This is a genomic window from Pseudoxanthomonas sp. LjRoot206 (assembly GCF_056175725.1).
Window position 1 is genome coordinate 264,384 of the sequence record NZ_JBGFFI010000005.1, and the last position, 12,484, is coordinate 276,867.

Sequence of the window (12,484 nt, forward strand, 5' to 3'; positions counted from 1 at the left end):
CCCCGATGACCGACTTCCGAGTAACCCGACGCGAGTTCGTCAAAGGCTGCGGCGCGGCCGCCATCGTCGGCACCACGGGCGCCAGCCTGATGTTCGCCGATCCCGTCGACGCCGCCGTCAACAGCTACGACACCGTCGTGCACCTGTTCCTGCGCGGGGGCATCGACGGCCTGAACCTGGTGATCCCCATCGACGGCGTGGACCGCGGCTTCTACGAGGAGGCGCGCCCCAGCCTGCAGATCGCTGTCAGCGGCACTTACGGTGCGTTGCCGTTGACGCTGTCCGGCGGCGCCGCCACCGGCTTCGGCCTGCATCCCTCGGCCACCGGCCTGCGCGACCTGTGGAACGACGGCAAGATGGCCGTCGTGCACGCGTGCGGCATGGGCACCACGGTGACGCGCAGCCACTTCGATGCGCAGCTGTACATCGACCTGGGCACGCCCGGGAAATACGGCTCGCCGACCGGCTGGATGACCCGCGCGTGGGAAACGCGTCCGAACGGCACCGGCACCCTGCCCGCGCTCGGCGTGAGCGGCACGCAGCCGGCCGGCCTGATGGGCGCGATCGACGCGATGACCATGAGCAGCCCGTCCGACTTCTCGCTCAACACCACGGCGTGGAGCTGGCAGCGCACGCGGACGGATTCGCCGGCCGGCCTGCGCGGCGTCAGCGAAACCGTGGCGTCGCTGTGGAATGGCCAGAGCGGCATGGAGGTCAGCGGCCGCCGCGCCGACGGCGCATTGCGCCTGATCGGCCAGCAGGGCTACGCCAGCTTGCCGGCGACGTGGCCGACCGGCAACTTCGCGCAGCAGCTGTGGACCATCGCGCAGAGCATCCGCTTCAACCTGGGCCTGCGTTACGCCACGCTCGACCTGGGCGGCTGGGACACGCACGAAGGCCAGGGCACGGCCGGCAGTGGGTACCACTACTACCAGAACAAGATCGCGGAACTGTCGCAGGCGCTGTCGGCGTTCTACGCCGAGCTCAACGGCACCGGCGAGATGGCGCGCGTGACGGTGGTGGTGCAGTCGGAGTTCGGCCGCCGCGTGCGCGCCAACGCCAATGGCGGCACTGACCATGGCTATGGCAATCCGATGCTCGTGCTGGGCGGTCCCGTCAATGGACGCCGTTTCTACGGCAGCTGGCCCGGGCTGAATCCGGAAACCCTGTCGCCGACCTTCGGCGATGTGCCGGTGACCACCGACTATCGCCGCGTGATGTCGGACATCCTGATCCGCCGCATGGGCAACGCCAACCTCAGCCAGGTCTTCCCCGGCTACACCGGCTATGCGCCGCTCGGCATCGTGCAGGGCACCGACCTGGCACCGAAGGTCGACGAGCGCGCGGCGGCGACGGCCGCCTCGATTCCGTCGCTGGTGGCGCCGGATACCTCGTCCCCGACGCTGGCGGCGGAAGCGCCCGTCGAGCGCGTCGTGCCGGATTGGCAGCGCCGTGGTCCCGTCGATCGCATGCTGGTGCGGCGCGAGCGCTGATCCACACGCCGCTTGCCGTCGCACCATCACCATGGTGAGCTAGTCGCTCGCCATGGACGATGGGAGGACGCTCGGATGCCTAGGTTTCGCTGGTTCGCCGCATCGCTGGTGGTGATGGCGGCAGGTGGCTTGGGGTGGTGGATGGGGCACATGCAATCCGTGACGCCCCAAGTACCAGCCCGCGTCACCGCAATCGCATCCGGCGCCACCGGCACACATACATCCCCATCACCGCCGGAGTTCGCCGCACCCAGGCAACGTCCGCCCAACCTGCCGTTGCCGGATCCGCAACGACCGTTGCGCGAGGTCCTGCCTGACCTGCGTGCGCGAGCGGATGCGGGCGAGCCGGATGCCGCCTGCAGGCTCGCGGCCGAAATGGAGTACTGCGACCGCATCGCGGCGCAGCTGTCCAGCATGTCCGAGGTCATGAGGCCGGCGAACACTCGGTTGTCGTCGGGCGCCCAGATGGCGCCCGAGCTCCAGACGGTGATCCGCCAGAGTCAACAGGCGATGTCCGCGGGAGCCGAACAACTCCTGCGAGAAAGCGAGCACTGCGAGGGCGTTGCGCCAATCAGTGCCTCCCGACGCCTGCAGTATTGGCGGAGCGCGGCCCTCGGCGGCAATGTCGCGGCGATGCGCCACTATGCCGTCGGCAATGCGTTCCGCACGAACGAGACACTGGATAACCTCGACAACCTGCGCGTGTACCAGCACGAAGCGGAGACCGTGGCGCGGCGCGCCGTCGCCGCAGGCGACCTGCCTACAATCATGGCGCTTGCCGCGGCCCATAGTCCGGCCCCGCACTTCCGACGCCACCTGTTGGCGCAAACGGTGGCGCCGGATCGATCACAGGCGCTCGCGCTCTACATGTATGCGCAATCCCTGATGCGCGACGAACAGCGATTCTCGACAACGCAGTCGTTCATTGAGCAAGTCGTGCGAAACCTCGAGCAGGACTTGGACAGTGCTTCTGTGGCACGTGCACATGCGCAGGCATCGGACTACCTGCGAAAACAGCCGACGCTCGCAGCTCACGTGCGAGGCGCCCCTTTCGGACACACCCCCGACGTGCACCGGCAGGAGTGCGCGCCGCCATGAGCAGCATCGCGCGACGCGCCTGGCTTACGCCTTGCGCGCGTGCCACGCCTTCAGCAGTTCCGCTTCCTTCTCGCGGGTGATGCCGGCATTGAGCTTGGCCTGCCGCTCGGCCGGCAGGCTGCGGAACCACGCCAGCAGGTCCTGCACCGTGGTGGCGAGGGGACGGAAGGTCAGGCCGGCAGCGATCGCGCGCTGGTTGCTGACCGACCCGTAGCCAGCGTACTCGCTGTCCTTCGACGGCACCCAGATCGGCAGGCCGACCTGCTGTTCTTCCAGGAACTTGGGCGTGACGTGGGTCAGTGTCATGCCGCCGCCGGTGACGGCCTGGCAGCCATGCAGCATGGCGTCCATCGACAAGGTGTAGTCCGGACCGCAGGCATTGAAGACGCCGGTGGTCTTGGCTTCGGCCAGGCGGATCATCCACTCGCCCAGGTCGCGGCCGTCGATGATCTGGATGGGATCGCTGCCCTCGCCCGGCACCAGGATTTCGCCGCCCTGCGCCACCCGGTGCGGCCAGTAGGTGAAGCGGTCGGTCTCGTCGCGCGGACCGACGATGTAGCCCGGCCGCACGATGGTGACGTTCTTGCCGAACTGCGTGTGCGCCTCGGCTTCGCTCAGCGCCTTCAGCGGGCCGTACAGGTTGCCGATGTCGGCGCGCAGCGACTCCTGCGTTTCCGCCATCGCGTCCTTGCCCTTGTACTGCGCCAGTGCGGAGGTCTCGTTGATGCCGGGCTTGCTGCCGTCGGCATAGACCGAGATGGTGGAGATGAAGAGGTAGTGGCCCACGTTACCCTTCAGCACCTGGCCCGCATCGCGCACCCAGAACGGCAGACTGGTGGGGTTGTCGATGCAGACGTCCCACGTGCGGCCTTTCAGCGCGGACAGGTCGCCGGTGTTGCGGTCGCCGTGCAGTTGTTCGACCTCGGACGGCCATTCCGGCGACGGCCGCTTGCCGCGGTTGAACAGGGTAACCTTGTGGCCGCGCTTGAGCGCGTACTCGACCTGGAACGGACCGGTGAAGCCGGTGCCGCCGAGGATCAGGATGTTCAGCGGCTTGGCGGCCTTGCCGACGGGTTTGGACTCGCTGGCGGCGGAGGCGAACGACGGCAGCGCGGCGGCAGCGGCGGCCAGTGCGCCCAGCTTGAACAGGTCACGACGGGTGGTCATGCGAGTGCTCCCCAGCATCGGTCAGGAAGCGACTAGATAGCACCGTCGCCGGCGCCCTACCCCTGCCGGAAGTCGGTGTGACTTCCTGTTCCGCCCGCGCGGACCATGCCATGAACAGCCGGGACACGGGTCGCGGAAGGCGTCAGGCCCCGGGGCGACCACAAAGGCAGCGGGACCCGGTGCCGCCGCCCCCTTGCGTACGCAAGATGGCCGAAAACATCCGGCGTTGGATCTTTTTGATGGAACGACGGATCAAAAACATCCACCGTTGGATCGTTTCGATGGAATGACCGATCGAAAACATCCAATGTCCGATCGTTTCGATGGAACGACCGATCAAAAACATCCAACGCCCGGTCTTTATGATGGAACGACCGGTCAAAAAAATCCAGCGCCCGGTCTTTTTGATGGAATGACCAATCAGAAACATCCAACGCCCGATCTTTCTGATGGAACGACCGATCAGAAACATCGAACGCCGGACGCTTCTGTGAGAAGAAGGGTGCAGGATCGGGGCATCGACGGCGCTAAGCGGCCTCACGCCCAGCCCAACACCACGCCGGCTTTCGCGGCCGCCCCTGCCCGCCATGTGCGTTGGTCCCGTGTAGGGGCCACCTGAAAGGAGATGTGCGATGCCCGCTTCGCAGTCATTGATGACCACCCGCCGCGGCGAGTTCCGCACGCTGTACCGCGCCCTCGCCCGCAAACCCGATGCCTTCGCCTCCACGCCCATCGTGTTCTGCGAAGGCGACTCGTGGTTCTCCACGCCGCTGTCGATGAACCTGCTGGACTGGTTGGTGTTCCCGGCGCCGGAGGACGAGAAGAAAGGCGTGCCGCTGTTCGGCGCAGGCGGCCTGTTCTTCCGCACCGAGGACAGCGGCGACCTGGCGGTCGACATGTTCACCGCGCGCGGCATCCGCGACCTGTCCACCTGGTACCGCGGCTTCGAATTCGACCTGGTGCTGATCAGCGCCGGCGGCAACGATTTCGTCGATACCTTCCTGCAGACGACGTTTCGGGGGGCGTCGCCGATGAGCCCCGCCGCCGCCTTCCAGCGCGTGGTCGACACGGGCCGTTACGACGAGGTGCTGGCGCGCTACCGCGCCTTCGTCACCGCGTTCCAGGCGATCCGCCCGCACACGCCGATCCTGGCGCACACCTACGACTACCCGCGCGAACTCGGCCGGCCCGCGCAGCTGACGCTGGGCAACCTGGGCGCGGCCGCGCTGCTGAAGAAAGGCGTCGGTCCCTGGATCGGCAACAAGGTGGCGCACGTGCTGCCGCGTATCGAACAGCAGCGCGAGTTCGCCCGCCTGCTGATCGACGGCTTCGTCGAGCGCGTGCTGGTCCCGCTGCGCGACGATCGCACCACCGGCAAGGTCTTCGACTTCGTCGACCTGCGTGGCGTGCTGACCACCAGCCACCAGTGGTTCGACGAGATGCACCCGACCGGTGCGGGATTCGCCGCGCTGGCGACGACGTTCCGCCAGCAGATGCGGCAGAAGCTGGAGATCAAGCTGGGGTAAGGTTTCGCAGGATGGGGCGTGCGATGCCCGATCGCATCGTCAGCGCACGTACCAACGGCGCCACGGAATCTCGCCGAGGATGCAGAAAAACGCGCTCACCGCGAAACTGCAGACTGCGCCCACCAGCAAAACCCGAACGTGCGCGGAAGCGGATTCGGGCGTCGAGCCAACGACGAACATCGTCATCCAGATGGCGCTGCCGACGATGGTGGTGGATGCACACAACGTCAATGCGGAGAGCTTGTTGAAGTACTTCAACAGCAGCATCAATGGCAGGCACACGACAATCATCCCTGCATACCCGTAGATCAGGGACGCGACAATCACGAAGGGGAGCGCGATCAGGATATCGAAGGCGCTGCTGTACATGCCGGGCAACAACGCCGCCACCGGAATGGCGACGATGGGCGTAATCAACGGTGCAGCGAAGCATGCCGTCGTCAGGGAGGGTTTTGGCAGCGGCTCGATCCTCATGGCGAGGCTTGTGCATCCCTTCCGTGTCGCGGTCCGCACCAGTATTCCTGCCCTCGCCGAAACGCGTCAATCCAGCGGTGGCCGGAGACCGGCGCCCGCTGATCGTCCGCTGATCGCGCAACACCCGCGTTCGCACTCCGGCAGGGCACGCCGCCCATGGCCGCTTTGCCCCCCTATTTGCGTGTCGGGGATGTGGACAGGGGGAAGGAACCTTGACGAGCGTGGATACCAACCGGCCCGTGCGGCTGGGCATTGTCGGATGCGGGGCGATCACCCGCGAGGCGCACCTGCCGGTGATCGTGGCGGACCGCCGCGTCGAGGTGACCGTGCTGTGCGACCGTGATCGCAGCAATGCGACGCGGACCGCGCTGACCAGCGGGATCGAGGCCGAGATCACCACCGAGCTCGCCGACCTCGCCGGCAAGGTTGACGCCGCCATCGTCGCGGTTCCGCCGCGCTTCCATGCGCCCGTCGCCATCCAACTGATGGAAATGGGCATCGACGTGCTGTGCGAGAAGCCGCTGGCGATCACCGTCGCGGATGGCCAGAAGATGGTCGATGCCGCGCGCAGGACCGACCGCGTGCTGGCCGTCGCGCTGATGATGCGGTTCTTCCCGCACAACCGCTGGCTGGCCGACCTGGTGGACGACGGCGAGATCGGCGAGGTCCGCGAGGTCATCGTCGAGGACGGCGCCCTGCTGGACTGGCCGATGGCGAGCAACAGCTACTTCGACCGCAGCGCGACCGGCGGCGGCGTCCTCTTCGACACCGGCGTGCACCTGCTCGACCGCATGCTCTGGCTGTTCGGCGATCTCGACCACATCGCCTACGAGGACGATGCCTTCGGCGGCTTCGAGAGCAACGCCAAGCTCACCGGCACCCTGCAGATCGGCGGGCGTCCGGTGCCGGCGCGCCTGGAATTCAGCTGGTCGCACCGCCTGCGCCGCAGCATCCGGGTCGTCGGCGATCGCGGCACGCTCGAAGCGTCGACCTCGGAACCGCGCATGCTGGCCCTGCACAGGAACACGCGCCGCGGGCCGATGGAGATGCAGATCCCGTGCGCCCGGCACTGGGACGCGCGCAGCCACTACCGCCTGCAACTGGAAGACTTCATCGGCGCGGTCCGCGAACGGCGTGCGCCGTTCGTGACCGGCGAATCCGCCCTGCGGGCGCTGGCCGTCATCGAAACCGCCTATGCCCGGCGCACGCCGATGGCGCAGCCGTGGATGGCGCACAGGGAGGCCCTGGCATGACGCCGACCCGGATCCTGGTCACCGGCGCCACCGGCTTCATCGGCTCGCGCCTGTGCGAACTGCTGTCGCTCCAGTACCGCCTGCCGTACCGCGCGATGGTGCGCGACTTCTCGCGCGCCGCGCGCATCGCCCGGCTCGATGTCGACCTGGTGGCCGGCGACATGATGGATGCCGCCAGCCTGGCGCGTGCGGTGGACGGCTGCGACGCCGTGGTCAACCTCGCCCATGGCGACGACCAGAGCGCCGGGAAGCAGGTGCGGCAGCTCGTCGACGCCTGCACGCGCGCCGGCGTGCGCCGCTTCGTCCACGTCAGTTCGATGGCGGTGCACGGGCCGTCGCCGAAGCCCGAGGTGCTGACCGAGGCCACGGCGCCGATCGAGCGCTGGGGCGAGGTCTATTCCGATGCCAAGGCGGCGTCCGAGGCGGTGGTCGCGGCCGCCGGCAAGCGCGGCGCGCTGGAGACCGTCATCCTGCGCCCGACCATCGTCTACGGACCTTTCAGCTTCTTCGTCACCCCGGTGGTTCAGGACGCGCGCGCGGGCAAGATCAGCCTGGTCGACGGCGGCCGCGGCATCTGCAACGCGGTCTACGTCGACGATGTCTGCGACGCGATCATGGCGTCGCTCGAGCGCGACGACGCGGTCGGCGGCGCGTTCCTGATCAACGGCGACGGCCGCACCACGTGGGGCGATTTCATCACCACCTTCGCCGGCATGGTGGAGGGCGCGAAGACCGTCCACGACCATTCGCTCGACGAGATCGCCGCGTACTGGAAAGCCAGGCAGCCGCGGGCGCGCGACAGCGTCAAGGCGGCGGTGCGGCTGGCGGTCTCGCCCGCCTTCCATGCCCAGCTCGGCACCATTCCGTCGCTCGGCCAGTTGATCCGCGGCACCAAGGAAATGGTCGCCCGTCGCATCACCCCCGAGCAGAAGATCATGATCAAGTCGCGACTGCAGGGCCGTCGCCCCGCCGCGCACGTCGAGGACGCCCCTGCGGTACGCATGCCCAGCGAAAACCGGGTGGTACGCGAGGCCTACCGCTCCTGGGTGGCGAACGGCCTGGCCAAGGAAAAGCTGGGCTGGATGCCCGCGCACTCGTTCGACCTCGGCGCGCAACGCACCGCGGACTGGATGCGGTTTGCGCGGATGATCTGAGGACTACGGCGTCGGCGAAGGGTGGCGGCTGGCGGTATGGGCGTCGATCGCGCTCGTGATGGCCACCGTGTCCTCGTCCGTCCCCTTGAGCAGCGAAGCCAAGGCCGCACCGCGAAAGGAGCGGGCCAACGAGAGGCGACCGCCATCGCGGGCTTTCATCCAGAGGTTCCTGTCCTTGAGGGCGCAGAAGCCGATCACCATCTGGATCCGCTGGTCGGTAATGCCCGCCGGCGCGACGCTGGCAGCGTCCATGGCCGACACGGCCTCGTCGGTCCCGATCTCGTTGTACTTGCCCGCCGATCTTTCCGCGTAGTCGTCTATGACGAGTTCGGCGAACAGCGCATTGCGGTACCTGTCGGGATCGCGGCGGTAGAGCAGCACGCCGGATAGCACCCTGACCGCGCAGGCACCGGACTCGAGCAGCGCCGGCGGCACGTCCTCGTTGTCATTGTCGATGAGCGCCTGCAGGCGGCGAAGCTGGGCGGCGGAGTCGTCCATGTCCGTCGCGAAGGCCGGCGCAGACGCCAAGGCGAGCGCGGCGCAGAGGATCGAGGTCGCAATGCATGCGTGCGGCACCAAGGTTGGCACTGGCGACTCCTTGCCGGACAGGACGGCGCCGAGTATTTCGCCGCCATCGAAGACGTGTCAACGAGAGGCATGCGCGGACGGCGCCCGCCGGTCGCGCCGGATCAATGCCAGGTGTCTTCGAGATACCGCGGCTTGCAGGCCAGGTAGCCACCGATCACCAGCACGCCGATGCACGCGCCCAGGAACGCCATCGGCAGCGTCCAGCCATGCGTGTGTTCGTGCAGCAGGCCGAAGGCGAGTGGCCCGGCGCAGGACAGCGAATAGCCCACGCCCTGCATGAAACCGGACAGCGAGGCCGAACCTTCCGGCGTGCGCGTGCGCAGGTTGATCATGGTGAGCGACAGCGGGAACGTGCTGGGGCCCAGGCCCAACAGGGCCACCCACAACCACGGCGCGGCCATCGGCGCGATCAGCAGGCCGGTAAACGCGGCGGCATAGAAGCCCGCGCAGACCACCACCACGATGAAGGGATTGCGCATGCGTACCGCGATCTGCGGCATGGTCAGCGACGCCACCAGCCCCAGCGCGGAGAACAGCGCCACCATCGTGCCGCCGAGCGCCGGCGTGCCACCGGCTTCGACCAGCAGCTTCGGCAACCAGGTGAACATGGAATACGTCACCAGCGAGGTCATGCCGAACATCAGCGCCATGCCCCACGCCACCGGCGAGCGCCAGGCGCGGCCGGTGGGGCGCGGTGCGGCGAGCTCGGGCGCTTCGTCGTCGACGGTGACGGCAGCATCGTGCATCCGCGCGAGCGAGGACGTACGCTGCCGCTCCCGCCACAGCACCAGGCACCACGGCACCGCCGACGCGGCCGCGAATACCGCCCACAGGCCCAGCGAGATCCGCCAGCCTGCCGCTTCCATCACCGGCACCGCCACCAGCGCAGGCAGGATGGTGCCGGCCTGCAGCACGGTGATGTACAGCGTGCTGACCGTGCCGACGCGATCGGCGAAGTAGCGCTTTACCAGCGGCGGCAGCACGATGTTGCCGATACCCATGCCCGCCAGTGCGGTCAGCGAGGCCGCCATCAGCGCCGTCATATCGCCCGCGGCGCTGCGCAGCAGCAGGCCCAGCATCGCCAGCAGCATCGCCAGCAACGCCGTTCGCTCCAGACCAATGCGATGGGCCAGCGCCGGCGTGGCCACCCCGAACAGCGCGAACGCGGCGGTCGGCAGCATGCCGAACACCCCGGTCATGGTCGCGCCGAAACCGAAGGTATCGCCCAGCGTGTCCAGCAACGGCGTGAGCGAGGTCACCGCCGTGCGCAGGTTGAACGCGGACAGCACGATGCCGAGCAGCACCAGTCCGCGACCGGACCAGAGGGAGGCTGGCGCGGTCGATTGAGTCTTGGTGGAGTCCATGGTCGCCATTATCGTCGACGGCATACGACAGGACGTCGCAGCACCGGGGACGATGTGTCCTGCGTGCTGGCGGACTCCCGACAGGACGCGCAAAGAAAAAGCGGGCCGAAGCCCGCTTTTCCGTATCGCGTTGCGATGTCGTGCGGCTTACTCGGCCGACACGCCCTCGCCTTCTTCCACGGCCTTGATCGACAGGCGGATGCGGCCCTGCTTGTCGACTTCCAGCACCTTGACCTTGACCACGTCGCCTTCCTTCAGCGCGTCGCTGACCTTCTCGACGCGGTCGTTGGAGATCTGCGACACGTGCACCAGGCCGTCCTTGCCCGGCAGGATGGTGACGAACGCGCCGAAGTCCATGATCTTGGCGACCTTGCCCTCGTAGATGCGGCCCGGCTCGACGTCGGACGTGATCTGCTCGATGCGGGCCTTGGCAGCCTGGCCGGCGGCGCCGTTCACCGAGGCGATGGTGATGGTGCCGTCGTCCTGGATGTCGATCTGCGTGCCGGTTTCCTTGGTGATCGCCTGGATCACCGAACCGCCCTTGCCGATCACTTCGCGGATCTTGTCGGGGTGGATCTTGATGGTGATCAGGCGCGGCGCGAACTCGCTCAGCTCCTGGCGCGGTGCGGTCATCGCATGGGCCATTTCGCCCAGGATATGCAGTCGGCCGGCCTTCGCCTGCGTCAGCGCCTGCTTCATGATCTCTTCGGTGATGCCTTCGATCTTGATGTCCATCTGCAGCGCGGACACGCCGTTGGCGGTACCGGCCACCTTGAAGTCCATGTCGCCCAGGTGGTCTTCGTCACCCAGGATGTCGCTCAGCACGACGAAGTCGTCGCCTTCCTTCACCAGGCCCATCGCGATGCCCGCGACCGGCGCCTTGATCGGCACGCCGGCATCCATCAGCGCCAGCGAGCTGCCGCAGACCGAGGCCATCGAGGACGAACCGTTCGACTCGGTGATTTCCGAGACCACGCGGATCGTGTACGGGAATTCCTCCATCGTCGGCATCACGGCGAGCACGCCGCGCTTGGCGAGGCGGCCGTGGCCGATTTCGCGACGCTTCGGGCCCATCATGCGGCCGGCTTCGCCCACCGAGAACGGGGGGAAGTTGTAGTGGAACAGGAAGTGGTCCTTCCACTCGCCGCCGACGGCGTCGATCACCTGGCCGTCGCGGGCGGTGCCGAGGGTGACGGCGACGATCGCCTGCGTCTCGCCACGGGTGAACAGCGAGGAGCCGTGCACGCGCGGCAGCACGCTGACCTTGGAGGAGATCGGGCGCACCTGGTCCAGCGCACGGCCGTCGATGCGGACCTTGGTCTTCAGGACCGAGGCGCGCATGGTCTGGTATTCCTGCTCGCTGAATTCCTTCGACAGCTCGCCGGTGCTCCAGGCGTTGGTTTCGGCCTGCGGCGCCAGCGTGTTGAGGATGGCTTTCTTGAGGCTGGAGATGGTGTCGCGACGCTCGATCTTGTCGCGCACCTGGAAGGCGCCGGCGAGGCTGTCGCCCACGGCGGTGCGCAGCGCGGCGATCAGGCCTTCGTTCTTGGCCGGCGGCTGCCAGTCCCACTTCGGCTTGCCGGCTTCGGCGACCAGTTCGTTGATCACGGCGATGACCTTCTGCATCTCGCGGTGACCGAACATCACGGCGCCCAGCATCACGTCTTCCGACAGCTCGGCGGCTTCGGATTCGACCATCAGCACGGCGTTGGCGGTACCGGCGACCACGAGCTCCAGCTTGGAGTCCTTCAGTTCGCTGACGGTCGGGTTCAACACATATTCGCCGTTGATGTAGCCGACCTTGGCGGCACCGATCGGGCCGTTGAACGGCGCGCCGGTCAGGGCGACGGCGGCGGAGGCGCCGATCAGCGCCGGGATGTCGCCGTCGATGTCCGGGTTCAGCGACATCACCGTGGCGATGACCTGCACTTCATTGCGGAATTCTTCCGGGAACAGCGGGCGCAGCGGACGATCGATCAGGCGGGAGATCAGCGTCTCCTTCTCGGTCGCGCGGCCTTCGCGCTTGAAGAAGCCGCCGGGGATACGGCCACCGGCGTAGAACTTCTCCTGGTAGTCGACCGTCAGCGGGAAGAAGTCCTGGCCTTCACGGGCCGACTTCGCCGCCACGGCGGTGACCAGCAGCACGGTGTCGTCGAACTTGACGACGACGGCGCCGCCGGCCTGGCGGGCGACTTCGCCGGTTTCCAGGGTGACCTGGTGCTTGCCGTACTGGAAGGTTTTGGTGATTTTTGCCACGGGGGTTTCCTTGGGATGCCTTGTGCGGGTTGGACCTCACGCGACCCTTGTCGCGTGCGGCTGGCCGGATGCGTCCGGCCGGTGATGCTGTGTGGGGCGGGCCCGGTGCGG

At 67.5% G+C, this 12,484-nt stretch carries 11 protein-coding genes; 6 read left to right on the forward strand and 5 right to left on the reverse strand.

Features of this window, described 5'->3' with window-relative positions; all coding sequences use genetic code 11:
- Positions 1 to 5: 5 nt before the first annotated feature.
- Together AC04MD_RS16675 and AC04MD_RS16680 are read left to right on the forward strand one after the other, a co-directional pair.
- A complete protein-coding gene (locus AC04MD_RS16675; RefSeq protein ID WP_475498390.1) occupies positions 6 to 1,493 on the forward strand; it encodes a DUF1501 domain-containing protein in 1,488 nt (495 codons plus the stop codon).
- 150 nt (positions 1,494 to 1,643) lie between these two features.
- The gene (locus AC04MD_RS16680) at positions 1,644 to 2,591 is read left to right on the forward strand and encodes a hypothetical protein (RefSeq protein ID WP_475498391.1); all 948 of its coding nucleotides are present in this window, start codon (positions 1,644 to 1,646) and stop codon (positions 2,589 to 2,591) included.
- Between the two features lie 24 nt (positions 2,592 to 2,615).
- Here the strand turns inward: AC04MD_RS16680 and AC04MD_RS16685 are convergent, their stop codons facing one another.
- Positions 2,616 to 3,758: an NAD-dependent epimerase/dehydratase family protein gene (locus AC04MD_RS16685; RefSeq protein WP_475498392.1), complete on the reverse strand. Its 1,143-nt coding sequence runs from the start codon at positions 3,756 to 3,758 to the stop codon at positions 2,616 to 2,618.
- A 193-nt stretch (positions 3,759 to 3,951) separates the two neighbouring features.
- Here AC04MD_RS16685 and AC04MD_RS16690 point away from each other — a divergent pair, with 193 nt between their 5' ends.
- Positions 3,952 to 4,377 carry a hypothetical protein gene (locus AC04MD_RS16690; protein WP_475498393.1) on the forward strand — a complete coding sequence of 142 codons (426 nt, stop codon included), beginning with the start codon at positions 3,952 to 3,954 and terminating at the stop codon, positions 4,375 to 4,377.
- Positions 4,378 to 4,390: 13 nt separating this feature from the next.
- Positions 4,391 to 5,284, forward strand: a complete 894-nt coding sequence (locus AC04MD_RS16695) for a hypothetical protein (protein ID WP_475498394.1) — start codon at positions 4,391 to 4,393, stop codon at positions 5,282 to 5,284.
- A gap of 39 nt (positions 5,285 to 5,323) precedes the next feature.
- On the opposite strand, the gene AC04MD_RS16700 is transcribed toward AC04MD_RS16695, so the two are convergent.
- The gene (locus tag AC04MD_RS16700) at positions 5,324 to 5,758 is read right to left on the reverse strand and encodes a hypothetical protein (RefSeq protein WP_475498395.1); all 435 of its coding nucleotides are present in this window, start codon (positions 5,756 to 5,758) and stop codon (positions 5,324 to 5,326) included.
- Positions 5,759 to 5,979: 221 nt separating this feature from the next.
- Between AC04MD_RS16700 and AC04MD_RS16705 the strand changes: the two genes are divergently transcribed.
- Positions 5,980 to 7,011, forward strand: a complete 1,032-nt coding sequence (locus tag AC04MD_RS16705) for a Gfo/Idh/MocA family protein (protein ID WP_475498396.1) — start codon at positions 5,980 to 5,982, stop codon at positions 7,009 to 7,011.
- A complete protein-coding gene (locus tag AC04MD_RS16710) occupies positions 7,008 to 8,165 on the forward strand; it encodes an NAD-dependent epimerase/dehydratase family protein (protein ID WP_475498397.1) in 1,158 nt (385 codons plus the stop codon). Before AC04MD_RS16705 ends, AC04MD_RS16710 begins: the two co-directional genes overlap by 4 nt.
- Before the next feature lie 3 nt (positions 8,166 to 8,168).
- On the opposite strand, the gene AC04MD_RS16715 is transcribed toward AC04MD_RS16710, so the two are convergent.
- From AC04MD_RS16715 to pnp, 3 genes are all read right to left on the reverse strand, one after another.
- The gene (locus AC04MD_RS16715) at positions 8,169 to 8,753 is read right to left on the reverse strand and encodes a hypothetical protein (RefSeq protein ID WP_475498398.1); all 585 of its coding nucleotides are present in this window, start codon (positions 8,751 to 8,753) and stop codon (positions 8,169 to 8,171) included.
- A gap of 101 nt (positions 8,754 to 8,854) precedes the next feature.
- Positions 8,855 to 10,117, reverse strand: coding sequence for a CynX/NimT family MFS transporter (locus tag AC04MD_RS16720; RefSeq protein ID WP_475498399.1), 1,263 nt, complete (start codon positions 10,115 to 10,117; stop codon positions 8,855 to 8,857).
- A 147-nt stretch (positions 10,118 to 10,264) separates the two neighbouring features.
- On the reverse strand, positions 10,265 to 12,373 hold the full coding sequence (gene pnp / locus AC04MD_RS16725) for a polyribonucleotide nucleotidyltransferase (protein WP_475498400.1): 2,109 nt from the start codon (positions 12,371 to 12,373) through the stop codon (positions 10,265 to 10,267).
- Positions 12,374 to 12,484 lie beyond the last annotated feature (111 nt).

Coding starts and splice junctions, on each gene's coding strand:
- AC04MD_RS16680 (WP_475498391.1), top strand. CDS start 1,644: ATGCAATCCGTGACGCCCCAAGTACCAGCCCGCGTCACCGCAATCGCA.
- AC04MD_RS16700 (WP_475498395.1), bottom strand. CDS start 5,758: ATGAGGATCGAGCCGCTGCCAAAACCCTCCCTGACGACGGCATGCTTC.
- AC04MD_RS16675 (WP_475498390.1), top strand. CDS start 6: ATGACCGACTTCCGAGTAACCCGACGCGAGTTCGTCAAAGGCTGCGGC.
- AC04MD_RS16720 (WP_475498399.1), bottom strand. CDS start 10,117: ATGGACTCCACCAAGACTCAATCGACCGCGCCAGCCTCCCTCTGGTCC.
- AC04MD_RS16695 (WP_475498394.1), top strand. CDS start 4,391: ATGCCCGCTTCGCAGTCATTGATGACCACCCGCCGCGGCGAGTTCCGC.
- AC04MD_RS16685 (WP_475498392.1), bottom strand. CDS start 3,758: ATGACCACCCGTCGTGACCTGTTCAAGCTGGGCGCACTGGCCGCCGCT.
- AC04MD_RS16710 (WP_475498397.1), top strand. CDS start 7,008: ATGACGCCGACCCGGATCCTGGTCACCGGCGCCACCGGCTTCATCGGC.